This is a genomic window from Candidatus Peregrinibacteria bacterium, assembly GCA_016220175.1.
Taxonomy (GTDB): Bacteria; Patescibacteriota; Gracilibacteria; order CAIRYL01; family CAIRYL01; genus JACRHZ01.
The window spans coordinates 35,309-61,463 of sequence record JACRHZ010000011.1 but is presented as its reverse complement, the minus strand read 5'-3'; the positions used below and the strand labels follow the sequence as shown (position 1 = coordinate 61,463).

The 26,155-nt window shown below is 40.6% G+C and carries 19 protein-coding genes; 13 read left to right on the top strand and 6 right to left on the bottom strand.

The window, feature by feature from the left end; genetic code table 11:
- The first annotated feature begins 177 nt into the window (after window positions 1-177).
- The 3 genes from HZA38_01320 (at window position 178) to HZA38_01310 (ending at window position 3,047) form a co-directional block, all read left to right on the top strand.
- On the top strand, window positions 178-1,491 hold the full coding sequence (locus HZA38_01320) for a UDP-N-acetylmuramate--L-alanine ligase (protein ID MBI5414135.1): 1,314 nt from the start codon (window positions 178-180) through the stop codon (window positions 1,489-1,491).
- A 96-nt stretch (window positions 1,492-1,587) separates the two neighbouring features.
- Complete coding sequence (locus tag HZA38_01315) at window positions 1,588-2,382, top strand: hypothetical protein (GenBank protein ID MBI5414134.1); 795 nt, start codon at window positions 1,588-1,590, stop codon at window positions 2,380-2,382.
- A complete protein-coding gene (locus tag HZA38_01310; GenBank protein MBI5414133.1) occupies window positions 2,379-3,047 on the top strand; it encodes a hypothetical protein in 669 nt (222 codons plus the stop codon). Before HZA38_01315 ends, HZA38_01310 begins: the two co-directional genes overlap by 4 nt.
- A gap of 20 nt (window positions 3,048-3,067) precedes the next feature.
- Here HZA38_01310 and HZA38_01305 read toward each other — a convergent pair whose 3' ends face one another.
- A complete protein-coding gene (locus HZA38_01305; GenBank protein MBI5414132.1) occupies window positions 3,068-3,787 on the bottom strand; it encodes a hypothetical protein in 720 nt (239 codons plus the stop codon).
- A 373-nt stretch (window positions 3,788-4,160) separates the two neighbouring features.
- On the opposite strand from HZA38_01305, the gene HZA38_01300 reads away from it, so the two are divergent.
- The 5 genes from HZA38_01300 (at window position 4,161) to rpsG (ending at window position 13,147) form a co-directional block, all read left to right on the top strand.
- Complete coding sequence (locus tag HZA38_01300; protein ID MBI5414131.1) at window positions 4,161-7,751, top strand: DNA-directed RNA polymerase subunit beta; 3,591 nt, start codon at window positions 4,161-4,163, stop codon at window positions 7,749-7,751.
- Window positions 7,752-7,806: 55 nt separating this feature from the next.
- Window positions 7,807-8,265, top strand: a complete 459-nt coding sequence (gene ssb / locus HZA38_01295) for a single-stranded DNA-binding protein (protein MBI5414130.1) — start codon at window positions 7,807-7,809, stop codon at window positions 8,263-8,265.
- Window positions 8,266-8,365: 100 nt separating this feature from the next.
- Complete coding sequence (rpoC, locus tag HZA38_01290; GenBank protein ID MBI5414129.1) at window positions 8,366-12,199, top strand: DNA-directed RNA polymerase subunit beta'; 3,834 nt, start codon at window positions 8,366-8,368, stop codon at window positions 12,197-12,199.
- A gap of 42 nt (window positions 12,200-12,241) precedes the next feature.
- Entirely contained in the window at window positions 12,242-12,658 is a 417-nt protein-coding gene (gene rpsL, locus HZA38_01285) for a 30S ribosomal protein S12 (GenBank protein ID MBI5414128.1), read from the top strand.
- A gap of 27 nt (window positions 12,659-12,685) precedes the next feature.
- Window positions 12,686-13,147 carry a 30S ribosomal protein S7 gene (gene rpsG, locus HZA38_01280; GenBank protein ID MBI5414127.1) on the top strand — a complete coding sequence of 154 codons (462 nt, stop codon included), beginning with the start codon at window positions 12,686-12,688 and terminating at the stop codon, window positions 13,145-13,147.
- Window positions 13,148-13,160: 13 nt separating this feature from the next.
- On the opposite strand, the gene HZA38_01275 is transcribed toward rpsG, so the two are convergent.
- Window positions 13,161-15,305, bottom strand: coding sequence for a bifunctional (p)ppGpp synthetase/guanosine-3',5'-bis(diphosphate) 3'-pyrophosphohydrolase (locus tag HZA38_01275; protein MBI5414126.1), 2,145 nt, complete (start codon window positions 15,303-15,305; stop codon window positions 13,161-13,163).
- 108 nt (window positions 15,306-15,413) lie between these two features.
- A complete protein-coding gene (locus HZA38_01270; GenBank protein ID MBI5414125.1) occupies window positions 15,414-16,358 on the bottom strand; it encodes a methionyl-tRNA formyltransferase in 945 nt (314 codons plus the stop codon).
- A gap of 51 nt (window positions 16,359-16,409) precedes the next feature.
- Here HZA38_01270 and rbfA point away from each other — a divergent pair, with 51 nt between their 5' ends.
- Window positions 16,410-16,754: a 30S ribosome-binding factor RbfA gene (gene rbfA, locus HZA38_01265; protein MBI5414124.1), complete on the top strand. Its 345-nt coding sequence runs from the start codon at window positions 16,410-16,412 to the stop codon at window positions 16,752-16,754.
- Window positions 16,755-16,964: 210 nt separating this feature from the next.
- Window positions 16,965-18,839: a hypothetical protein gene (locus HZA38_01260; GenBank protein MBI5414123.1), complete on the top strand. Its 1,875-nt coding sequence runs from the start codon at window positions 16,965-16,967 to the stop codon at window positions 18,837-18,839.
- A gap of 38 nt (window positions 18,840-18,877) precedes the next feature.
- Here the strand turns inward: HZA38_01260 and gyrA are convergent, their stop codons facing one another.
- Complete coding sequence (gyrA, locus tag HZA38_01255; protein MBI5414122.1) at window positions 18,878-21,385, bottom strand: DNA gyrase subunit A; 2,508 nt, start codon at window positions 21,383-21,385, stop codon at window positions 18,878-18,880.
- Window positions 21,386-21,593: 208 nt separating this feature from the next.
- On the opposite strand from gyrA, the gene tpiA reads away from it, so the two are divergent.
- Genes tpiA through map form a run of 3 tightly spaced genes read left to right on the top strand, consistent with a single transcriptional unit; the run spans window position 21,594 to window position 23,666 of the window.
- On the top strand, window positions 21,594-22,268 hold the full coding sequence (tpiA, locus tag HZA38_01250) for a triose-phosphate isomerase (GenBank protein ID MBI5414121.1): 675 nt from the start codon (window positions 21,594-21,596) through the stop codon (window positions 22,266-22,268).
- A gap of 1 nt (window position 22,269) precedes the next feature.
- Window positions 22,270-22,908, top strand: a complete 639-nt coding sequence (locus tag HZA38_01245) for a transposase (GenBank protein ID MBI5414120.1) — start codon at window positions 22,270-22,272, stop codon at window positions 22,906-22,908.
- Window positions 22,909-22,910: 2 nt separating this feature from the next.
- Window positions 22,911-23,666: a type I methionyl aminopeptidase gene (gene map / locus HZA38_01240; protein MBI5414119.1), complete on the top strand. Its 756-nt coding sequence runs from the start codon at window positions 22,911-22,913 to the stop codon at window positions 23,664-23,666.
- A gap of 41 nt (window positions 23,667-23,707) precedes the next feature.
- Here map and HZA38_01235 read toward each other — a convergent pair whose 3' ends face one another.
- Both HZA38_01235 and priA read right to left on the bottom strand, forming a co-directional pair.
- Window positions 23,708-23,887: a hypothetical protein gene (locus tag HZA38_01235; protein MBI5414118.1), complete on the bottom strand. Its 180-nt coding sequence runs from the start codon at window positions 23,885-23,887 to the stop codon at window positions 23,708-23,710.
- Window positions 23,888-23,964: 77 nt separating this feature from the next.
- Window positions 23,965-26,154 carry a primosomal protein N' gene (gene priA / locus HZA38_01230; GenBank protein ID MBI5414117.1) on the bottom strand — a complete coding sequence of 730 codons (2,190 nt, stop codon included), beginning with the start codon at window positions 26,152-26,154 and terminating at the stop codon, window positions 23,965-23,967.
- Between the last annotated feature and the right edge of the window lies 1 nt (window position 26,155).

Here is a 26,155-nt window from a genome sequence, read left to right as displayed (position 1 = left end):
TATTGTACTCTTTCCAATTTGCGATACGATATCTCTGTCTAAGTGAGGATTTCTTTTTCATTTTGAAAGAGGTTATTGTTCCTCCTCATCTTAGACATACTCCTATTCCCGTACAATTTATTTGTGCAACAAAGCCATTTTATTCTATAATGTCAGCGCTTTCATTCTAAATGCATCGTGGCAAGTCTTTTCTTTTCCGGCATCGGCGGTATTGGGATGAGTGCGCTTGCACAATTTCTCCATCAGCACGGTGTAAATGTGTCTGGAAGTGATCAGTCCGACTCAGAAATTCTGCACGATCTCGAAGCATCAGGAATTTCTGTTTCTCGAGAACAAAAAGCGGAGAATCTTCCACATGATATTTCTGAACTCATCTACACTGAAGCAGTTCCTCCAGAAAATCCGGAACGAAGAGAAGCGGCAAAAAGAAAAATTCCCCAAAAATCATATTTTGAAAAACTCGGAGAAATTTCCAGAGACTATTTCACGATTGCTATTGCCGGAACGCATGGGAAAAGTACGACCACCGCAATGACGGCACTTGCCCTTGAAGCGGTAGGTTTTCGCCCAAACGTTCTTCTTGGAACAAAAGTTTTTGAATGGGGAAAAAAGAATTTCCGCATCGGAAAAAGCAATATTCTTATTGTAGAAGCATGTGAATATCGGGAATCATTTTTGCATCTCCATCCGAATATCATTGTACTCACGAGTATTGATTCCGATCATCTCGATTATTATAAAACGAAGGAGAGATATGATGAGGGATTTCGAAAATTTCTTGCGAAATTGTCTGCGGATGGAGTGGTAATTTTGTCTTCGGAAGGCGCGACGGCGCCGTCGCGCCTTTATGGAAATCGTACATATACACAAATCGATGCATCAAAATTTCTTGACGCCGTTCCCGAAATGAAAATTCCAGGGAATCATAATCGGCAAAATGCGTCAAAAGTACTCGCGCTTTTTTCTGTGCTTGAGCTTGATCTCGAAATTGCCAAAAAAAGCCTCGGCGCGTATCGCGGTTCGTGGAGGAGATTTGAAGAGAAAGGAGAAAAAAATGGAATTTTAGTGATTGATGATTATGGACATCATCCGACAGAAATACGAGCGACGCTTTCAGCGCTCAAAGAAAAATTTCCGAATCGAAAAAAATGGATTGTGTTTGAACCACATCAATATTCTCGAACATTCACATTTCTCGAAGAATTTGGAAAAAGTTTTCCTGATGTCGATGAAATTCTCATTCCCGGAATTTATCGCGTCAGAGATTCTGAAAAAGACGTGAAAAAGGTCTCTCCGCAAATACTTGTGGAAGAAATCGCCAAAAATTTACGATCAGACCAGCGCGTGAGATATTCAGAAAGTTATGAAAAAACAATTGAAATCTTGAATGCGGAAACGAAAGCAGGTGATGTGATTTTAACAATTGGTGCCGGACCCGTGAATGAGGTAGGAGAGGGGGTTTCTCAATGTAAAATGAAAAATGGAAAATGAAACCAAAAGAGATACGTGTAGGTATTCATCGGCACTAACAGCTTGCATATATTATCAGCAAATGTCATAATGCAAATACTTTATGGCATGTAAAAGATGGGTTTAGAGAAGTTTTTCCGGCGTTTTCATTACACTCAACGAGCTGAAAAAAGTGATGAACGGGCATTTGATCCAAGCATAGAAGGACAAACTCTTATTACAAGAAGAAACGCACTTTTGGTGTTGGGAGGTCTGGTTGCTGGGTTTGGACTTGGGGCTTTATTTAATAAACCCAAAAATGCAGTGAAGTACAGAAAATTAGACTTCGATGAGTATGCAAACGAATTTCTTACGGGTGAATTTATTCGTGCAAGGGAAAAAAGCGATATTATTGTAAAAGTTGTACCTGAATACCAGCGGAATTTGGAGAGAATAGTCATCACACTTCCCCCAGAAGATCCACCAAGCATAAAATACTCTCTTTCGGATTTTGATCATACAAAAGAAGACTATAGAGAACGAATATTTCGTTCATATCATGATCTCTTAAGAAATTTACCAGAATATGCTGAGGTCGATCTTGTCGTAGAAGACTACAATTTAGAAGAAGCTCATAAATTAATAAATCGAATTGGGGTAAAAAATAAAGTAAATTTTATAACATTGCCGAACGCGCAAGGAGAAAGAAATGACAGGGTTGGTATGTGGGCACAGGACATGTTTGAGGTCATGGAGATTAATGGAGAAAAGAAAATTCTTCTTCCAATGGAATTTCACGGGATAGATCAAGATGGTGCAATCCTCCAGGTCAATGGAACACAAAGGGCAATTCCAAGAAATGCTGCAATGCAATTTGTATTTGGAAAGGGAAATATTCAAATAGCGGATTTTTATTTGAAGGAGGAAATATGACTTTCGACATAACAGAAAAAGGAGAGCTTTTGGTTTTCATCGGAATAAATGATGTTCTAAAAACTGCAAAAATTTACCAATTACAAGGCAAAAAAATAACTCTAGAAGAGGTAGCAAAAAAGATTTCTCAACAATTTGGTGGAGCAGAAGTTGTTGTCATGGGAAGGGCTGTCCAAAAAGAAAATTTTCATGGAGATCAGTCTTATATCGTCTTAGAAGGGAAGCAAGTACCTATGAACCAATATAAAGGATTCCGATCAGAATTACTAAGAAAATGGTATGAGGATCAGCACAAGGATTACAAAGAACAATTTCAGACACTCGGATACAAGGTAATTTCCCATTCAGCAGCACAAAGAAGCATACTAGACCATGCTTCGTCTCTTAACGCTATTCCGTATATAGATAAACTCACTGGAGGAAAAAAAATACTATTTCCAGTGTTTTATGGTCAATACAAAGGTGAAATTGACGAGAAAGAAAAACTATCAAAAGACGATCTTAATGGTGACGCATTGGCAGCATATGAGATGTTTGCCAAATCAGGATATACCCCAATCCCAATAAGGGATAATGCTCACTTGAGAGAAGGGAATACACATTGCATTAGTAATGTAATAGCCAAAATTCCGAGCGAAATGAGATTATCACCACTCGCTGCGTAAAAAATGTTTGGCAACAGACCTTATTTTTTCTCCTCCTCCGGCATCTTCTTCAAATCTTCCAAAACTTCTCTCACGACATCTTTTCCCCCAAGTCCAAACGCCAGTCCTCCCGCAAGAGCGATCATGGCGATAAATCCAGTGAAGAGAATTTGCACGAGTTCTTCTGCGATTTTGAGTTCAAATAGCGCCGCCATAATGGCGAACGTGATGATGATATATTTCGCAGAGAGAGCAAGAGTTCTCGCCGCTTTTGATTTTGCGATTCTGAGTGTATTTTCAAGAATCGCACTTGAGGTCTCAGCAACGCCGGTACCAAAAAGAATAATTACGAGTGAAACGAGAACATTTGGAATATATTTGATGACTTTATCAAGAAAGTCAGAGACTTGATAAAATCCAAACACATTCGCCGCGCTGATGATAGAAATCGTGATGATGTACCCCTGTGCAAATTTTCCAATAACAGCAGAAGGAGAACTCTGGATGTTCGCTTTTTGGAGGAGTTTTGTGAAGCCAATGCGATGAAAAATGTGAATGATCTTGAGTTTTTCTCCAATTTTTTGAATTCCCCAGCTGACGATATTCCCAAAAATAATTCCAAATATAATGATTCCCAGCGCTAAAAAGATATCCGGCACGATGCTGGTGATCTTCTCCACAATCTCTTTTCCCGAATCGAGGAGCGTTCCGAGGAAATTGGCGGCCTTTTCTGTGGGATTAAATTCCAAGTTTAGTTCCATAAATAGTGTTTATCTTCACCTTATAATGATACCACAAAACATGCCCATAGGTCACGCAAATTTTGAATCCAATTCATCAGTAGAGACAAGGCAATGCCTTGTCTCTACATTTGCACCACCAATTTCAGAAAACCAGATTTCTCTGGCTTTTTTCTCTACCGTCAACCAAAATGATTTTTTTCAAAATTTAAAATTTTACTTGCATTCCCCTCGTAAATCCGTACAATGCTTCCGCTTATGTATCCTTTCGTACTGACTGAGTTCTGAAAAGAAGGACACAAAGAGCGCTCAGATGAGAAAGCAATGGTCCGCCTCATGAGCTCTTTGGTTCGGGTTTTCCCGTGATATTCCTCCTTCTTTATTTTTTCAAGTTATGGCTCGGAAGCACACTTCTTCTTCGTCTTTGTCAATTTCATCTTCTCGTTCTCTCAAAAATCTTCCCTTCCCTCTTCTCAAGAATGACCACGGGAGGCTTTTTTTTACAGAAGGCGACGATGATTCGTATCCTCTCCCCGGGCTCATTGAAGTCCAGGTGAATTCCTATGACTGGTTTTTGCAAGATGGAATTAAAGAACTCCTCGAAGAGGTGTCCCCCATCACGGATTTTTCTGGGAAAAAGATGGAGCTTTATTTTTTGAAGCACTCGTACGATAAACCAAAATTTACCGCATCAGAAGCGAAGAGAAAAAACGTTTCCTATGAGGCAAATCTCAAAGTGCGTGTAAAACTCGTGAATAAAGAAACAGGAGAAATTAAAGAACAAGAAGTATTTTTGGGCGCAATTCCGCTCATGACCACGAAGGGAACTTTTGTGGTCAATGGAATTGAGCGAGTTGTCGTAAATCAGCTTGTACGTTCTCCCGGAGCTTTTTTCTCAAAAAATCCACTGGTACCAGGAGCGTACAATGCCAAAGTTATTCCTAAGCGAGGTGTATGGCTTGAAGTAGAAACCGATAAAAAGGGAGTTATCACTGTAAAAATTGATCGCAAAAGGAAAATTCCAGTAACCCATCTCCTCAGAGTTTTTGGATATGACACTGATGAGAAAATTAGAAAAATATTTGAGGATATGAATGTGGAATCGAATGGTGTTTTGCAAACACTCGAAAGAGATGCGGTAAAAACAGTTCCGGAGGCGTACCAATCGATTTATCGAAAAATTCGTCCAGGAGATCTCGCAACAGCAGAGAACGCGAAATCTTTGATTGATGCCATGTTCCATGATTTCAAAAGGTATGACATGGGACCAATTGCTCGATATAAACTCAACAAACGTTTCGGAACAAGTTATCCAAACGACTTCGCTCACAGAACATTCCAGGTGTCAGATTTTATTCATATTCTTCGTGAACTTATTGATCTGAACAACAAAAAGCCTTTAACAGACGACATTGACCACCTTTCAAACAGACGTGTTCGAAGTGTTGGAGAACTTGTACAGAACAAATTTCGTGTTGGACTCATGCGAACTGACCGAATTGCCAAAGATCGCATGACGGTGGTGGATCTCGAAACGGTTACTCCTACACAACTCATTAATTCCCGTCCAATTACCGCAGCGATGAGAGAGTTTTATGCGAGTTCACAACTCTCGCAGTTTATGGATCAGACAAATCCTCTCGCCGAGTTGTCGCATAAAAGAAGACTTTCAGCAATGGGACCAGGAGGACTTTCGAGAGAGCGTGCGAGCTTTGATGTTCGTGACGTACACGCTTCTCACTATGGAAGAATTTGTCCGATTTCAACTCCAGAAGGTCCAAACATCGGACTTGTCGTTCACCTTGCGACCTACGCAAAAGTAAATTCCTACGGATTCATCGAAACTCCATTTCGAACAATTTCAAATCTTGTTCCGAGCCAAAAGAAGCACCTAGTCGGTCGTTTTCTTGAAGAAAATATCGCAAAAGTGGGAAGAGCTGGAAGTCGAATTACGAATGAAATGGCGAGCAAACTTCTTGCCGAAAAAAGCAGAAAAGAAGTTCGAGTTCGCGCTTATCTCACCGATGAAGTAAAATATTATGACGCTGATGAGGAAAAAGATTTTGTTGTTGCTCAGGCAAACACAGAAATCGACGAACTCGGGCAGTTCCTCGATTCGCAAGTATCAGCTCGAAAAAATGGAGAAGCGACGCTCGTTCATAATTTGGACGTTACCCACATCGATATTTCTCCCAAACAAATTATTTCTGAAACAACAGCGCTCATTCCGTTTCTTGAGCATGACGATAATACTCGTGCTTCGATGGGATCAAACATGCAACGTCAGGCAGTTCCGCTTCTTCGTCCTGAGACGCCTCTTGTAGGAACAGGATTTGAAGGAGAGGTTGCGAGAGCATCAGGACAGGCGGTTGTGGCAGAAGAAGATGGAGAAGTGACGAGTGTGGATGCAACGCAAGTTACTGTACTGTATGAAAGTGGAAACAAAAAAACCTATGAGCTCAATAATTTTGTGAGATCAAATCAAGCAACGTGTTTCAATATGCGACCAACAGTTTCTCGGAAACAAGAAGTAAAAAAGGGAGATCCTCTGATTGACGGATCCTCCGTTGAGAAAGGGGAAGTGGCGCTCGGAAGAAATCTTCTGGTAGCTTATCTGCCGTGGAATGGATACAACTTTGAAGACGCGATCATTCTTTCGGATCGCATGGTGAAAGATGCGGTGTATGATTCTATCCACATCGAAAATTTTACTATTGATGTTCGTGACACAAAGCTCGGTCCGGAGATGATAACTCGCGATATTCCAAATGTAGGAAGTACAAAGTTAAAAGATCTCGATTCAGATGGAGTTGTTCGTATTGGTTCCATGGTAATGGAAGGCGATATTTTGGTCGGAAAAATTACGCCAAAAGGCGAAACAGAACTCACTCCTGAAGAAAGACTTCTCCAAGCAATTTTTGGAGAAAAGGCGAAAGATGTAAAAGATACTTCGCTTCGTCTTCCCGGAGGAGAAGGAGGGAAAGTGGTTGATATCCAAATTTTTTCACGTGATGCAGGAGATGACCTTCCCCAAGGGGTGATAAAACAGGTTCGAGTGTTTGTTGCAAAGACAAGAAAAATTCAGGTAGGAGATAAAATGGCGGGAAGACATGGAAATAAAGGAGTAGTTTCTAAAATTGTGCCAGTTGAGGATATGCCATTCTTGCCGGATGGTACCCCAGTTGACATTATCTTGAATCCTCTTGGAGTTTCTTCTCGAATGAACATTGGGCAGATTCTCGAAACACATTTGGGATGGGTTGCATCAAAATTAAACGTTCGTTTTGCGACTCCAGTGCTCAATGGAATTTCACCGGATATGATTACTCAATTTCTGAAATGTGCTGAACTTCCAGAAGATGGCAAAGTACAGCTCTATGATGGTCGTACAGGAGAAGCATTCGGACATAAAACAACAGTAGGATTTGCCTATATCATGAAACTTTCTCATTTGGTGGAAGATAAACTCCACGCGAGATCAGTGGGACCATATTCTATCGTAACCCAGCAACCGCTCGGAGGAAAGGCTCAACATGGAGGACAGAGGTTTGGAGAGATGGAAGTATGGGCACTCGAGGCATACGGAGCAGCACATACGCTCCAGGAAATGCTCACGATTAAATCAGATGATGTGGTCGGAAGGGCAAAGGCATATGAAAGTATTGTCAAGGCGGAGTCCATTCGAAAGCCAAATACACCAGAGTCTTTTAATGTTCTTGTGCATGAACTTAAATCCCTCTGTATTGATGTTGATCTCATGGAAGAAAAAGAAGGAGAAATTGAGCACATAGAACTTCCTCCAGAAGAAGCGGTGGAAGATATTATCCCAGAAACAGACAAGATGGAAGAACTTACGGAAAATATCGCTGAGTCAGAAAAAATGATTGAGAAAGAAATTCACGGCGATGAAATCGCTAAGAAAAAATCTCAAAGCGAGGAGGAAGATTCCGTTGATGAAGAGGCAGAAAAAGAGGAGGAAAAATAATTTTTCGGCTCTGTATTCTCACTTTTTATTCTTTTAACATTTTTTTATGAGAAGCGTGAATAAGGTTATAATTGTCGGAAATGTTACGAGGGACCCAGAAATGCGGCAAACTTCTTCGGGACAAACAATAGCAACTTTTGGAGTTGCCACAAATCGTGAATGGGCTGGCAGTGATGGACAAAAAAAATCACTTGCAGAATATCATAATGTGGTGGCATGGGGACGCCTTGCGGAACTTTGTATTCAGTATTTAAAAAAAGGAAAACTCGTATATCTCGAAGGATATCTGAAGACTCGTTCTTGGGATCACGAGTCAGGCGTGAAAGTTTTCCGAACAGAAATTGTCATTTCTGACATGATTATGCTCGAAAAAAGAGTACAGAATGATACTCCTCCAGAAGTAGTTCATGAAGAAGCATCACCAAGTGTGAGCACTTTGACTCCCACCCCAACTGACTACGATGATGACTTTTTTGCAGATGCTCCTTCTTCCGAAACTACGACGGAGAAGTAAATAGATGAATCTTAGATATTATAAAATCGTCGTATCCGCGGAACAGAATACAGTTTTCTTATAAACACACTTTTCATTCTTCATTTTGCATTTTTCTCATATGTACTCTTCTCATCCTCAAAACAGTAAAAGAAGCGATCGTTTCAATGCCGTAGCGCTCAAGGTTGCTTCTCCGGAGATGATTCTCTCGTGGTCGCACGGAGAAATAACGAAGCCAGAAACGATTAATTACCGTACACAAAAACCGGAACTTGACGGACTTTTTTGTGAACGAATTTTTGGACCCACAAAAAACTGGGAATGTTACTGCGGAAAATATAAAAAAATTCGATACAAAGGAGTGATTTGTGAGAAATGTGGTGTGGAAGTAACTCGTGCAATTGTGAGGCGAGAGAGAATGGGACATATTTCTCTCGCAGTTCCCGTTGCACACACCTGGTTTTTCCGTTCTACTCCTTCACGCATCGGACTTGTTCTCGATATTCCGGTGAAAGGACTCGAACAAATTATTTACTTTGCTTCCTACATTGTGATTTCTGTTGATGAGCACGCCAAAACGGAAGCACTCGAAGATTTGGAAAATCAATACAAAACGTATCGAAAGAAAATCATGGATGAATATAAAGATGAGCTTTCTCAGATGAAGCAAAAGAAAAAACTATCTGAGGAAGACGTTGATGCGTTTGAAGCGGAAAAAGCAAAAAAGATAGAAGAGCTGAAAGAAACTCATGACAAAGCCCGTAAAGAACTCGAATCTATCCAAAAATGGACACTCATGACGGAGCTTGAATACCGCGAACTCAATATGAAGTTCGGACATGTGTTTAAAGCAGGAACGGGAGCGGAGAGCCTTCGTGTCATTCTCGAGCAAGTTGAAATGGACGAGCTCATTGAAGAACTCGAAGAAGAAGTGGTGGATGCTACAGGACAAAAGCAGAAAAAAACATTGAAAAGAATACGTTTTCTCAAATCTCTGAAACGTGCCGGAATTCTTCCGGAATGGATGGTTCTCAAAGAGCTTCCAGTGATTCCTCCGGATCTTCGTCCAATGGTACAGCTTGATGGGGGAAGGTTTGCTGCTTCAGACCTCAATGATCTCTATCGAAGAATTATCAATAGAAATAATCGTCTCAAAAGGCTTATTGCTATTGGGGCTCCGGAAGTTATCTGTCGGAATGAAAAACGTATGCTTCAGGAAGCTGTTGATACACTGCTCAATAATTCTTCTCGAGGAGGACGTGCGGTATTCACTTCTGGTGATCGCCGAAAACTTCGTTCGCTTTCTGATATGCTCAAAGGAAAACAAGGACGTTTTCGGCAAAATCTTTTGGGAAAACGTGTTGATTACTCGGGACGTTCTGTGATCGTCATCGGTCCAGAGTTGGGACTCCACCAATGCGGACTTCCGAAAGAGCTCGCAATGAAGCTCTTTAAACCGTTTATTATCGGAGAACTTATTCGAGGAGAATTTGCCCACAACGTGAAAGGAGCAGAAAAAATTATCCAATCGGGAAAGAAAATCGTTTGGGATATTTTGGACGACGTGATTAAGGGAAAGTACGTGCTCCTTAATCGTGCTCCGACTCTTCACAGACTTGGAATCCAGGCATTTTCTCCGATTCTTATTGAAGGAAAAGCAATTCAAATTCATCCACTCGTTTGCGCCGCATTTAACGCGGACTTTGATGGAGATCAAATGGCGGTACATCTTCCGCTCTCAACAGAAGCACAGAGAGAAGCGAGAGAAATTATGCTCTCGAGTCACAATCTTCTCAAGCCTTCTTCCGGAGAACCTATTATTACGCCAACTCAGGATATGGTGCTCGGTGTCTATTTCTTGACACAAATTCATGATGGGAAAAAAGGCGAGGGAATGGCATTCGCTTCGGAAGAGGAAGCTATTTTTGTTTATGAGAGTGGACACGTTGATCTTCAGGCAAAAGTACGGATTCGTGTCGATGGACAAATCATCGAGACATCTGTAGGAAGAGTGATTTTCAATAAAATTCTCCCGGACAATATTCCCTTTGAAAATTCAGTCGTCAACAAAAACCGAATTGAGCGTATTATTTCTGAAATTTATGATCTTTCTGATACTGAAGTTACGGCGTCCATCACGGATAAAATTAAGAAGTTGGGATTTGAATATGCAACAAAATCAGGAATTACTATTGGAATGAACGATATGAAAATTCCGAAGGAAAAAGAAAAAATTCTTGAGGAGGCGACTCAAAAGGTATTAAGAATCGGGACACAATATTGGAATGGACTCATTACTGATGAAGAACGCTATAACAATGCAATTAAAATTTGGGCGCAGGCGAAATCAGATATTTCTGTGGTGATGATTGAGAATTATAAACACTTTCCAGAAAATGATATTTTCTATATGATCGATTCAGGAGCACGAGGAAATTGGGGACAAGTAACGCAACTCTGCGGAATCAAGGGACTTGTAGCAAGTCCTTCAGGAAGAACAATCGAACTTCCCATTAAGGCGAATTTGAAAGAGGGATTTTCTATTCTGGAGTATTTTATTGCGACGCATGGAGGACGAAAAGGAAAGTCGGACACAGCTTTAAAGACTGCAGAAGCAGGATATCTTACGAGACGTCTTGTCGATGCGGTTCAGGATATTATCATTCGAGAAGAAGATTGCAAGAGCGTTGCATATTTGGAAATTTCGAGAAAAGATTCTGAAAAAATCGGAGAAAAATTTGAGAGAAGAATTTATGGCAGGACTTTGGCGGAAGATCTCCTGGATCCGAAAACAAAGGAGATTATTGCGAAGAGAAATGAAGAAATCGGAAATCGTCTTGTGGGGGAAATTTCAAAAAGAAAAGTTGAAACGCTTAGGGTACGATGCATCATGAACTGCGAAACTCCGGGAGGAATTTGCCAAAAATGTTATGGAAGAGATCTCGGTTCCAACAGAACTGTTGAGATCGGAACTCCTGTAGGAATCATTGCAGCGCAGAGCATCGGAGAACCGGGAACTCAGCTTACCATGAGAACATTTCATATGGGAGGAGTGGCGGAAGGAGCGGATATTACCCAAGGTCTTACACGCGTAGAAGAACTTTTTGAAGCAAGACCCCCAAAAACTCCGGCCACACTCGCTGATGTAGAGGGAGAAGTCATCATAGAAAGAGGAGAACATGAAGTTTTTGCTCACATTAAGGCACAGAAACTTGGTCAGGATGAGTATCACATCTCTGATGGAGCAAAAGTGTCAGTAAAAGAGGGCGATCTTGTAAAAGAAAATCAAATTCTTGCGAAAGATCAAAAAGTTTTGAGAGCAATCTATGGAGGGAAAGTAATTGAAGTCACTGAAAGGAAAATTGTTGTAAAGCACACGAAAAAAGCAGAAAGGAAGTACTCATTCCCTTCTGGGGATATGCTCAAGGTAGAGACGGGAACATTTGTACAAGTAGGAACTCCGCTTACGTATGGTCATTACAATCTTCGTGAACTTTTGGAAAAAACAGATACAAATATTGTCCAGAAATATATTACGAGTGAAGTTCAAAATATTTACGCTTCTCAGGGGCAAACTATTAACGATAAGCATATCGAAATCATTGTTCGAGAAATGTTTTCTCGTGTGAGAATTATTGATCAAGCCGATATGCTCGATGTTCTTCCTGGAGAAATTATTGAGTATCGAAGAATTAAAATTTTCAAGAAAGAACATCCCAAGAAAAAACCTCCACGCTACGAACAACTCATTTTGGGACTCACAAGAATTTCTCTTGCTACAGATTCTTGGCTTTCAGCGGCATCATTCCAAGAAACAATTCGAGTACTCGTAAGTGCGGCCACAACGGGGAAGATAGATCATCTTGACGGTCTAAAGGAAAATGTTATTATTGGCAAGCTTATCCCAGCGGGAAGCATTTACCGAAGACGATATTTTGAAAAACACGAATCGTAAATACGATTTTTCCGCCCATTTGCCCTCTCAATATTTTTTTCTATGCCTACAATCAATCAACTTATTCGGAAACCTCGAAAGAACCTTGTTCGAAAATCCAAATGTCCAGCGCTTCTCTTCACGATGAACACGCTCAAAACGAAAGAAGTAGCTTTAAACAGGGGAGCGCCACAGAGGAGAGGCGTATGTACAAAAGTAACAACAATGACTCCAAAAAAGCCAAATTCAGCGCTTCGAAAATATGCTCGTGTGCGACTTACGAATGGAATGGAAGTGAATGCCTACATTGGTGGAGAAGGTCATAATCTTCAGGAGCACTCTGTTGTTACTATTCGCGGAGGGAGAGTCAAGGATCTTCCCGGAGTCAGGTATCACGTGGTGAGAGGCTCTCTTGATACGCTTGGGGTTGAGAAGAGGAGAAGAGGACGTTCTAAGTATGGTGCAAAGAAGCCTAAATAATATTTTATTTTTCATTTTCTTATTTTTATGGCACAGAAAAGATCACTTTTTATTCCACACAATTCTTCTGAAATTCAAGAGAAGTTTATTAATTATGTCATGAAAGATGGGAAAAAATCCACTGCAAGGACAATTTTTAAGAATATGATTAAAACTCTCGAAGAGAGAAATAAAGGAGGAAAAAATCCTCTTGAAATTTTTGATCTTGCCATTCAAAACGCCATGCCAAATGTCGAAATTCGTGCAAAGAGAATGGGAGGAAGTGTGTATCAAGTTCCGCATGAAGTACCAGAGAAGAGAAGATTAACGCTTGCGATTCGTTGGATTGTACAATCCTGTGCAAAATCTTCAGGAAAGCCAATGCATCTTCGCTTGGCGGATGAAATTCAGCAAGCTTCAGAAATGATGGGAAATGCCGTAAAGAAAAAGGAGGATGTCCACCGAATGGCGCAAGCAAACAAAGCATTTGCGCATCTCGCAAAATATTAGTCTGCTCATTTGCTTATTTTAGAGCGAAGGGAGTTTCCTCCTCAGAAATTTCGCGTACGTCAATGATTTCAGGGAGCTCGGTGAGGGCAGAAAATATGTGAGGAAGATCGTCTTTTTTCGGAATTTCTACATGAAAAAAGAGTGTTTTTTTCTGAACACTCTCAGAATAATGGATAGAAAGAATATGCACTCCCATAAGGGCAAATATTTTTGAGATTTTTGGGAGAGGGCGATCAAATTTATGTCTCTCTACAAGAGCAATATAGGTCTCAAAAGGAAACGGATCAGTTTCCCAACGAGCAGGGAGAAATCGATTTGAATCAAGTTTTTGGAGCATTTTACACTCTCTCCTGTGGAGCGTAAGAGTCCCTCCTCTTGTTGTAAAAGCGACGATAGGGGCAGAGGGGTCTGGCATACAACAATTTGCTTTTCGAAAACGGAATCCTTTTTCCCCAGTGACGATAATTCCCACTCCTTCATTGTCAAATGATTTCTGAAAATTCTCATCAGGAAGTGGTCTTATTTTTTCGCCCTCGATATTTTGAACCAATTTTCGCGCAATAATATGTGCCCTGAGAGAACCATTTCCGACCCTGAGAACAATATCCTCTCGTTCTTTTTGAGCGAGAAGTTGCCCTTTAAAGAGATTTTTGAGTGAGGAAAGTTGCGCATCAAGTTTTTGGACTCCATATCTTGCTAGCGATTCATTGAGCAGCTTTTTTCCTTTCTTGAGGAATTCTTCAAAATTTTCTTTCCTGAGAAAAGCACGGATCCTCTGCTTTGCCTGATTTGAAGAAACGAGCGAAACCCACGACTCTCTTGGGAATGAATTTTTATTGGGAATAATTTTTACTACGTCCCCCTGTTCGAGTCGATAATCGATCGGGACAATTTTCCCATTCACCAGCGCTGATTGGTAGTGGTACCCAATATCTGTATGAACCGAAAATGCAAAATCAAGAGGAGTTGCTCCTGAGGGAAGAATTTTTACATCTCCGTTTTCTGTAAGCGTAAAAATAAAATCTTCCAAAAGACCTTCCGTGAAAAGTTCAAAGTTTTCCATGTTGTGAATCTGTTTTTCAATTCGGGTCAATTGCAAAAGCCAGTTGTCTTTGAGCGGAACATTACTTCCTTTTTCTTTGTACCACCAATGTGTTGCGCTCCCAAATTCTGAATTCCGGTGCATTTCATGAGTTTTAATTTGGATCTCAAGAGGATGTTCTTCACTCACGTTTTCAAAAGATGCTCGAATAGTTGTGTGGAGCGCGCGATATCCATTTGGTTTTGGGTTTGTAATATAGTCCTTAAATCGATCTCCTATTACCGGCCATTTCTGATGAATATGCCCCAGCAGCGTGTAACACTCGGCAATACTCGAAAGAAGAACGCGAAAAGCAAAAATATCGTAGATATATTCGATGCTGGACTTTTGCTTTTTTCTCAATTTTTGGAAGATGCTGTACGTTTCTTTCATTCTTCCCTGGACTTCTCCTTGTATTCCCGCTTCCTTCAAAAGGGTGAGGATTTCTTTTTCACCACGCTCTAGCACAGCTCCTCGTTCATTTCTGAGCGCTGTAATTTGTGCTGAAATTTCGGTGAATTCTTTTGGATACAAGTATGCGAAAGCCAAATCTTCGAGTTCAGTTTTGATACGAAATATGCCAAGTCTCCCGGCAATGGGAGCATACAGATCAAGAACTTCTCCTGCATATTGTTTTTTCTGCTCCAAGGAAAGAGATTCCATATGACGAAGCGAGGAGAGGCGCATCGCGAGCTTAATAACCACAACTCGAACATCTTTTGCGAGAGCAAGGAACATTTTTCGAAGGAGTTCGATTTGATTTTCTGGGTTTTTTGTTGCCAGACTTGAAAGGATTTTGAGTTTATGGAGATCACAAAGAATGCGAGAAATATCGCCACCAAATAATTTTTCGATCTCCGGAAAAGGGGCAGGATCAATCGACAGTGTCCCAGAAAGAATTCCAGCAATACAAGTGGATTCATCTGGAAAAAAATCAAGGAGAATCTCGGCAACCTCGACACCTTCTTCAATTTTTTCTGGAGGCAAAAGCGATTCACAGAAGCGAAAAGCAGCCTCGATACGATCTTTCTTGAGCGAAATCGCTTTTTCCTGTGCTTTATGAAAAATTCTTTGCATTACGAAGAGAAAAAAACACCTCAATTTCACAGTGGTAAGCGGAATGATAGACCATCTCTCATTTTTTTCCAAAATGAAAAGTGAATATTCACCTATAGCGAATCTTCATCACAGCGATTCGCTCTGTTTCCAATAATTCCAGAACTCTGCTCCCGTCATAGATTTTTTCCCCTCTGGATGAGCGCTTATAACCTGAACAGCACTGTTCATAGTTTTCAGGAATAATTTCCCATCATTCCAAAAAAAGCTGCCTGATTCCGATGGGATGTTTTGGGAGGAGTTCATTTCTTGAAGTTTCTCGAGAATAACTCGCTTTCCGGATTTTGATGCCAGGAAAAAAATACGCGGCCAGAGGAAAAATGCCCGCCATTTTCTCAGAATTTTTTCAGAAAGTTCTTTGTCTGGGAAAATCTCTCCATCGGATTTTGTAAATTTTTGGCAATACGTAGCCTCGCGTTCATTTTGAGCTTTGGGAACAAATGGAATTCCGCCACAAATATCTTCACAGAATTTCTGAAGAGCCTCTCCGCCACTTGCGATCATTTCTTCAAAGACCTCAGCTGAATTTTTATTGCGGATATCCATTTTTTTCTGGATATAGATTTTTCCCGTATCAAGTTTTTCTTCAAGTTTAAAAATAGAGATCCCAGATGCCTTTTCTCCATGAAGAAGTGCTGTTTGAACAGGAGAAGCTCCGCGATATTTTGGAAGAAGAGAGAAATGGAGATTGTATGTTCCGAGCGCTGGGAGATCGATAATTTTTTGAGAGAGCAATTTTCCATAACTGACAATGAGAGAAAGATCAGCTCCGATCTGCCTCAGTTTCTCCGTGAATTCTCTGTCCAATTTTTCGGGAGTAAAACACGGAATTCCGAAGGAAAGCGCCTGCTCTTTTACCGGGCTCATAGTGGGTTTTTGTGATCTTCCTCGCGGCGCGTCTCGATTTGTAATGACGGCTGCTATGTGATAGAGAGTTCCCCGATGAATTTTGATAAGAATTTCTTTCGCGATTTCGGGAGTTCCCCAGAATAGTATTTTTTTTTGAACTGTCATTGCAATTTTTTAAGAGAAAAGACATTCTTATTCTCGCTTTTTCTCCAAAAAATGTCGACTCGTACTAAAAAATTTGAGAACGTTATTCACAGGGAAGTTTCCCAATTTTTTGCAGAAGTAATTGATGAAAGTGAATATGGGCTGGTGACCATTATAAAAGTTGAAATTTCTCCTGATCTTTTGAACGCAAATATCTTTGTCTCGGTTCTGGAAAATGCAGAGGAATTTATGACGATTCTCAAAAAAAGAACGCCATTTATTCAACGAAGAATTGCGCCACGTCTTCAATTTAAAAAAATGCCCCATTTTCATTTTGTGCTCGATACTTCTCAAAAACATATTCATCGAATAGAAAAGCTCCTCAAATTGTCAGATTCAGAAGATTCTCCAGAATGAAACTCAGATTTTTTTTTTATTATACTTCATCCGCCTTCGTCCGCCTCAGACGGACTTCGGCGGATTTCGCGTCGTTATATAATTTTGTATTCAATAGATACCCGGAACTTAAGGTTGGAGAGCTTCATTTTTCTAAAGAAAGGCTTTTTGCTTGTATGAGACGTTATTTTTTTGGTACGCTTCTTCCTGTAAATCTTGCTCCCTAAAAGCATGATCAAGAAGTTTCTCAATGCGGAACACCTTGTCCAAGATACGGACGCTACCGAAATAGTCAAAAAAAAGAGGGAAGCGGCTTTAAAAACAGAAATGTGGATGCTTTTTTCTGGTCCCCCGAGAGAGAAGTCGTTTGCTGAGCTTATTTGGAAAACTTTAGAAACCGCTTACTTCGAAACTCTTTCAGGAGATGATCCATACGATCGATTTGAAGAAGCACTCAAGATTGTAAATGCGCAAATAAATGCCGAAAAAGAACTTGAAAGTCCTGACTTTCTCCGTTCGCATTCAATTCTTATCGGACTTTTTGTTGAGAATGCTCTTCACATAACGGTTGCCGGCAATGCAGAGGGATATCTCGTGAGAAAAGGTCAGCTCAGCACCATTACTGATGGGCTCGCCGCGAAAAAGTCAGGAGGAGATGTTTTCATTAATATCGCAAGTGGGGAGCTCGAAGATGACGACAGAATTGTGTTTACATTGCAAAGACTCCTCAGGTATGCGACCTCATCTCAGCTTTCAGACATCCTTTCTCAAGGCGTAGCGGAGGCAGAAGTTTCTCTAGAAGAAATGCTTCACATGTCTGGAGACGATACTGCTTTTGTGGTATTTCATATAGAAGGATCGCATGAAGAATCACTCCCGCTTGACGGTGGAGAACAGGAAGAGAAGAAAAAAGGGAAGAAGTTTGGGGTGGGGGAACGAGGGATGCATATTTTTGAAAGAGCATCTTCATTTTTGCAGCCTCTTTGGCAACGTCTCAGAGAAGGCGATCAGAAGATCTTTTTGTCATTTATGTTCGGAATACTTGGAGTAATTATTATCATATTTTTTCTCACTTCAAACACAGGAAATTCGGACAAAGCAGAATATGAGAAATATAAAAACCTTCTTGCTGAAACGCGCGTAACGCTCAAAAATGTCGAAGATCAGGAAGCTCTTGGTCAGACCGATCGGGCGAATGCGAATCTCAACATGGTAGAGAGAAACCTGAAGGAGATTTTGAATTCACAATTCTTTCGAACAGAAGCTCTCGCGCATCTCGATACTACTTCACAAATTCGAGACAGAATCAACAACATTACGAGAATTTCGACCCCAAAAGAACTCGCGAATTTAAAAACAAGAAAAAGTGATGTGGAAGCAAAAGGAATATTTGAATTTGACGATGAGTGGTACGCCTACGATCAGAACTCTCTTTTTCGTATTGTTCTTCAGGGCGTGGAAAACGTCATTCCGCTCTCATTAGCAGACACGATGGTGTACGGAGTTCCATTTGAAGCGAAAAAGAAATTTATTTTTACCGACACGAAAGGAAAATTTCATGAATACGATACCGATTCCAATGCAGTTTCAGCGGTGAAAACAGAAGATGAAACTTGGAAAAAATCAGTCGAAATTCAGACATACGCCAAGTATTTATATCTCCTTTCTCCTGCAGATAATCAAGTGTGGAAATATGAGAGAAAAACAGAAGGATATGGAAAAGCGAGCCCCTATTTTTCGGAAGAATACAATATCTCTGGTGCGGTCTCTTTCTCGATTGATGGATTTCTCTATATTTTCACGAGTGATGGCAGTCTTCACAAATACCTCAAGGGTACTGAACAAAAATATGAAGTGAAAGATGCTCCAGAAGGCGCGCTTCTTGGGGTTACGCAAATCTACACCGATGCAGATATGGAAAATATTCTGATGCTCAGTTCAGAAAATTCAACCGTATACGTATTCTTTAAGGGAGAAAATCAGGCAACGTATAGCAGACAGATTGTATTTACCGAAAACGTCGGGAAAATTCAGCGTATGTGGGCAAAAGCCCCAAAGACTCTGGTTGTGGTCGATGAATCAAAGGTGTACGAAATAGATTTCTAACACTTTTATCTGTCTGAGGTGAGAAAAAACAAGGAAGTTTAGGTGTCAGAGGTTTCTGCTGAGTCCTCTGATTCTTGTGTATCGGAGCCCTTTTCTCCTTCTTCGTCTTTTTCCGGGAGAAGAGCGATGCTGGAGATAACTTCAGCTTGAGGAAGGCGCATAAGAATAACTCCTTGAGTTGCGCGTCCCTGAGAAGGAATATTTCTTGTCGACATACGCATCGCTTGTCCGGACGTGCTCGTGAGAATTAAATCACTCGGAATTTCCGGATCGAGAACTTTTGCCCCAACAACTTTTCCGGTTTTTGCCGTAACGTTTGCTGTTTTCACTCCTGTTCCTCCTCGAGTTTGTGAGCGATATTCACTCACCTCAGTCATTTTTCCAAGTCCATTTTCCATAACCACAAGAAGCTCTAATTTTTCATTTCCTGATTGGACGAGTGTCATTTCTACCACTTCATCGTTTGCCTTGAGACGAATACCTCTTACGCCGGATGCAGTTCTTCCCATTGGTCTTACGTCGTCTTCTTTAAATCGAATTCCTTTCCCTTCTTTTGTCACAATCATGACCTCGTCTCCCTCAGAACAAATGTTCACCCAATTCAGAGCGTCATTGTCCTTCAGATGAATGGCAATAATTCCACTTTTTCGTACATTTTGAAAAAATTCTACCTTCGTCTTTTTTACCGTTCCATGTTTTGTGCACATGAAAAGGTATGAATTTTTTGATTCTGTAAAATTCAAAATAGCGGTAATAGATTCATTCTCTTGAAGTTGTAAAAAATTTATCACGTTCTGTCCCTTTGCTGTTCGAGATGCTTCAGGAATTTCGTACGCTGGGAGCATAAGAACACGTCCTTTACTTGTAAAAAACATGAGGTCATTATGATTTTGTGTGAAGAGCACAATCTGCATCTCATCTTCAGAATTTCCGAGTGATCCCATGAGTCCTTTTCCTCCTCTGCTCTGTGTTTTATATGAACTTGCCGGCATTCGTTTAATGGATCCATTTTGAGTTACGGTAACGAGCATGCGGGAATTAGGGATGGTGTCTTTAGCATTAAATTTCCCAAGAGCATGCGGAATAATTTCCGTTTTTCGGGGAGTTGCATATTTTTCTTTGATCTCTAAAAGTTCAGTTTTCATAATTTTTAGTATTCGACTCGGTTTTGCAAGAATATCTTTACAATCAGCAATAAAATCGTGTTTTTCCTTGAGTTCATTATCGATTTTTTTCCGCTCAAGTCCGGCAAGAGTTTGAAGTCTCATTGCGAGAATGGCATCACTCTGAAGATCTGAAAATTTAAATTTTTTCATAAGGTTCTCCTTCGCAATCTCTTTTGTGGCGCTTGCCTTAATGAGGGTAATAATGGCATCGATATGATCAAGTGCCTTCTTGAGTCCCTCGAGAATGTGCGCCCGAGCTTCTGCAATTTTCAAATCATACTTTGTTCGCTTTGTAATAATTTCTTTGCGATGAAGAATAAACTCTTCCAAAAGACTTTTGAGATCAAAAAGTCTCGGTTGAAAACCGCGCTCTCCGAGAGCGATAAAATTGCATCCAAATGAACTCTGAAGCGGCGTATGCTTGTAAATAACATTCAAAACCTTGTTCGGAAAAGCATCTTTCTTAAGTTCCAAAACAATACGAATCCCATCACGATTTGACTCATCTGTGAGATTCGAAACTCCCTGAATTATTTTTTCTCGCACGAGATCAGCAATTCTTTCCACGAGAACAGATTTGTTCACCTGATAAGGAATTTCAGTGATAACAATCTGATATTTTCCATGAACCTCTTCAACCTCAGCTTTTCCCCTCATAATAATACTTCCTCTTCCTGAGGCGTATGCTTGGCGAATGACATCCACATCATAAATAGTTCCCGATGTAGGAAAATCTGGTCCCTTAATATATTCCATGAGATCGCCTACTTCTGCATCTGGATGTTCAGAAAGATGGAGCAGACCATCGATGAGTTCTCCCAAGTTATGAGGAGGAATGTTGGTGGCCATTCCGACAGCAATTCCCATCGCACCATTTAAAAGGAGATTCGGAATTTTTGCAGGAAGTACCGTCGGCTCTTCCAAAGATCCATCATAGTTATCACGAAAATCTACTGTTTCCTTCTCCAAATCCGCAAGAAGTTCGTCAGAAATTTGCTCCATTTTTGCTTCTGTATACCTCATCGCCGCTGGAGGATCACCATCAATTGATCCAAAGTTTCCCTGTCCTCGGACAAGTGGCGCCCGAAGCGAAAAATCTTGTGCCATTCGCACCATGGAGTCATATACAGCGCTATCTCCATGAGGATGATATTTACCAATCACTTCTCCCACGACTCGAGCCGATTTGACAAATTTTGCACGCGAAGTAATGCCGAGTTTATGCATGGCATATAAAATTCTCCGATGAACGGGTTTAAGTCCATCACGAATATCGGGAAGAGCCCTGGAAACAATTACGCTCATGGCATAATCGAGGTAACTCTCCTCCATTTCCTGGACAATCTCTCGTTCTGGAGATTCTCGAAGAAGGGCAGACATTTGGAGATTTTCTCCTTTTTTTTGAGGTGTGTCAGAAGCAGCAGCATTCATAAAGATACTGGTCGAAATTTCAGAGGAAATGTACCAGAAAAACGGCAGGAAAGGAAGAGATAATGCAAGGAATTATGAATTTTAGGTTTTGAATTTTAGATGGTTCTTTGAGACAATGCTCTTGGTTTTGCTTCCCGCTTTTTTTCTCTCTCAAAACATGAAACTCCCGATCATTCTCACTAATTATAAAAACTATCCTTCAGCGCTTGGTGATGCGGCTATTCGATTGTCTGAACTCCATGCGGAGGCGCAAAAAGAGACAGGCGTTACCTTTGGGGTTGCAGTTTCTGCACTCGATCTCCGTCAGATTTCAGGGAAATTTGGGTCAGAAATCCCTGTTTTTGCTGAGCATATTGACGAAGGCGGATATGGATCGTCTACGGGGAAGATTGTTCCAGAAGAAGTGAAAAAAGCAGGTGCTTTTGGAACACTCCTCAATCATTCAGAAGATCGTGTTAATGGCTTTGAACTGCTTGGAAAACGTATTCAAAGGGCAAAAGAAGCAGGACTTTTCGTGATTGTCTGCGCAGAAACTGACGAAGAAGGAGCGAAAATTATGGAAAAATTTCACCCCGATCTTATTGCAGTAGAGCCACCAGAGCTCATTGGTGGAGACATTTCCGTCTCTTCTGCTCGTCCGGAACTTATCAGCGAGAGCGTTCGGAAAATCGGTGCCGGGAAAGTGCTTGTCGGAGCAGGAGTGAAAAATGGAGAAGATGTAAAAATCGCATTGGAACTTGGCGCAGTTGGCGTTCTCCTTGCAAGCGGAGTGACGAAAGCAGAAGATCAGAAGCGAGTTTTGCTCGATTTAGTTTCGAAAATTGGAAAATAACATGCCTGAAAACCGGCGAAAATTAGTCCGGCTTGAGGAATATAATTACAGTGATCCAGGGTATTATTTTGTCACGATTTGTACAGAAAATAGAGAAGAGTTTTTTGGTGAGATTCGAAATGAAAAAATGTGTATTTCCGCAGTTGGGAATGTTGTGTATGAATGTTGGAATGAGATTCCGAAGCATTTTCCAAATGTGAGTATCGATGTATTTGTGGTGATGCCAGATCATGTGCATGGCATTGTGATGATTGAGGATGAGTTTTTTATAAATGAAAAATTAATGGCAAAAAAATTAAATAAAGATAAAGATATAGTGGTAAGAAACCCAAACGTAGGGGCGGCAGATCTGCCGCCCCTACGAATTCGTCGAGCAAATATGATTTTGCCAAGAGTTATTCATGGTTTTAAGTCATCTGTTACGAGGATCATAAACAAACAATTCCCAAATACCTCCTTTGCCTGGCAACGCTCTTACTACGATCGCATCATCCGCAATGATCGTGAATATGCGGTAATTGCCGAATACATTGAAAATAATCCGAAAAACTGGGAACCTGATCGTGAGGATAAAAAGCTTATGAATGAATTTTTTAGAAAATTCGAAGAAGATCCTCGGATGCATTTCGCTCGTTATTAAACATGGGAATCACCATTAAATCACCCGACGAAATCAAAAAAATGCGTGTTGCAGGTCGCGCTGCTGCTTCTGTCCTTGATTTCATCACTCCGTTTGTGAAAGAAGGCGCTTCCACTTTGGAAATTAATGATCGTTGCCATGAATACATCACTAAAAATGGATGGATTTCTGCTCCGCTCAATTACCGCGGGTTTCCAAAATCCATTTGCACGTCCATAAACGAGGTCGTGTGTCACGGAATTCCGTCTGAAACGGATATTCTCAAAAATGGCGATATTGTAAATGTTGATGTCACCATAATTCGTGACGGATTTCATGGCGATACATCGTGCATGTTTCTCATTGGTGAGGTTTCAGAAGAGGCGAAACTTCTCGTCGAACGCACTAAAAAGGCGATGATGAAGGGAATCGAAGTCATCAAGCCGAATATTTTTCTGAACGAAATCGGAAAAGCAATTGAAAAATATGTCTCAAAATTTGGATACGGAATTGTTCGTGATTTCACGGGACACGGTATCGGAAGAGCGTTTCATGAAGATCCGCATGTGCTGCATTACGATTCCGGACAAAAAGGTCCACGACTGGAAGCAGGAATGACATTCACTGTAGAACCGATGATCAATATTTCTAAAAACTGGAAAATAATTGTGGATCCAAAAGACAAATGGACAGTTCGCACGGTCGACGGCGCACTTTCCGCGCAGTTTGAGCACACGGTGCTCGTGACGGGGAAAGGAGTGGAAATATTGACGATTTGAGAAATTTTTTTCTCAATGATGCTCAAGTGCGATTAGTTTTTTTACTCTGAATCGTCTTCAAGGATAGTACCAAGAACTCTTCGAGTCGCCTCCTTAGTTCCTTTGGATTGTTCACGAGGAACAGGAGTCGCCGGGGCTGTTAGAGGTCCACGAGGACTGTTACCGAGATTAACACACCCTGTAAGATTTTGGTTCTCAAAACCTTCAAATATGTCTCGCATAAAGTAAAATAAAAAATTATAAAAATCGCGCACATTTATAAATGCGTTCTAAGTTTTCGTCAATTCACTTCTGACAATCAAAAGCTGTCGACAGGGTCTCTGTCGATGCGAATTCCGCTCAAATTTTCGGCATTAAGAAGCCATTCTGGATGATTTCCCATAATGAAAATATGGTAGTGAAATTTGTCATGTTGCTTCTTTGTCATCGCCGGAGCCAAGGAAATAAAAAAGTGTTCTTTTGGAAAAAGTGAGTGCCATTTTTTTACAAGTCGGACCTTCCATTTTTCCGATTTTTCCTTCGCTTTTTTTTCAGAATAATCCACAAAAATCAGTCGAATACTCTTTGTAAATGGCGGAAAAGAAAGCGATTTTCTTTCCATCATTTCCTGGTCATAAAACTCTTGAAAATTATGTTTTCCGCAAAATTGGACAGCGGGATGCTCAGGAAGATAGGTTTGGAGTACAGTTTCGCCTTCTTCTCCTTTTCGTCCAGTGCGTCCCGCCACTTGGCTGAGCATTTGAAATGCGTATTCCGAAGCGCGAAAATCAGGAAGATGAAACGCAATATCCGCGAGCAAAATTCCCACGAGTCCAATATTTGGAATATCAATTCCTTTTCCAATAATTTGGGTTCCGATGAGAATATCCGCTTTTCCCGAAGAGAATTCTTCCAGAAGAAATTCGGATGCGTTTTTTCGCGCTGTTGAATCACTATCCGCCCGAAGAATTTTTGCATGAGGAAAAAGTTTTTTCGCCTCTTTTTCGAGTTCTTGAGTTCCTACACCAAAGCCTTTGAGTTTCGTGGAATTGCATCTGGAGCAAGAGAAAGGAATCTTGTCCATTTGTCCACAATGGTGACAGAGGAGAAATTCATTTTTATTGCGATCTTCATGAATCGTGATTCGGTTTTTACAATTCGAACACGTCACAGAAATTCCGCACTCACGACACACCAATGCAGAATTTTTTCCCCGACGATTCAAAAAAAGAAGCACCTGTTTTTTCTTCTGGAGACATTCATGAATCTTTTTCTGAAGAAGAAGTGAAAATGGAGAAAAATTTTTTCGTTGGAGTTCTTCACGAAGATCAACAATATTGATTTTAGGAGGGAAGTCACTTCCGAATCGTTTTTCTAATGTAAACAATTTGTAGAGACAAGGCATTGCCTTGTCTCTACCACTATGAAAAATGGTATTTGTTAAATAATAGGCCTCAAGACTCGGTGTCGCGCTTTGCAAAATCAGCTGCGCATCATGAATTTCCGCAAGCATTTCTGCGGCTTTTCGCACATGATATCTCGGCGCTTGATCATTTTTATACGAAGTATCGTGTTCTTCATCTACCACCACAATTCCGAGATTTTCAAATGGAAGGAAAAGTGCCGCGCGAGTTCCAAAGATGATTTTGAGCCGACCTGTTTTCACTTTCCACCAAATATTCCATTTTTCGCCTTCGGAAAGTCCAGAATGATAGAGTTCAAAAATTTCTCTCGGAAAAAACCGAGAAAAAAGTTCAATTAAAGATGCGGAAATAAATTTTTCTGGAACGAGAAAAAGAGCCTGTTTTCCCTTCAGGATTTCATCCGCAACGTGTTTGAGTGCGAGAAGTGTTTTTCCAGATCCCGCGGGTCCCATCAAAAGTGATTTTTTTGATGATTTCATCTCGGTGAAAATCTTTTTTTGATCTTTTGTAAATTCTGGAAAGGCATTGAAATTTTCTGGAATTTTTGGAGTAATAAATTCTTCAAGAGTTCTCCTCATGAGACCCTTTTCGAGAAGATTCGTAATAACTGCAGAAGATGCTTGAGCCATTTCTCGAAGATTTTTTTCTGGCATTTTTCCAGAATTTTTTTCGAGAATTTCAAAAATGAGTTTTTGTTTTGTCCCACGTGGAGACGCGATGAATCGCGTCTTTACCAAATATGATTCCGTTGGCGGAATTCCATCACTTTTCCACATCTTTTCAGGAATCATGAGAAAAAGCGCTTTCGAATATGACGAAAAGTAATATTCGGTGATTTGTTCCAGAAAATCAATACTTTTTTTTGAAAGTATCTGTGGAGTGAGTATCCTCAAAATATCTACCGTATCAAAATCTGGGTGTTTTTGAAAAATATCGATGATACAGCCCTGCTCTCGCCTTCCGCGCAAAAGAATTTCGACAATTTGTCCCACGTGAATATTGGGTTTTAATTTTTCAGGAACAGAGAATGTAATTTTTCCGCTTCCAAAAGGGAGAGACCGATGGGGAATGATGTCAGTATACATA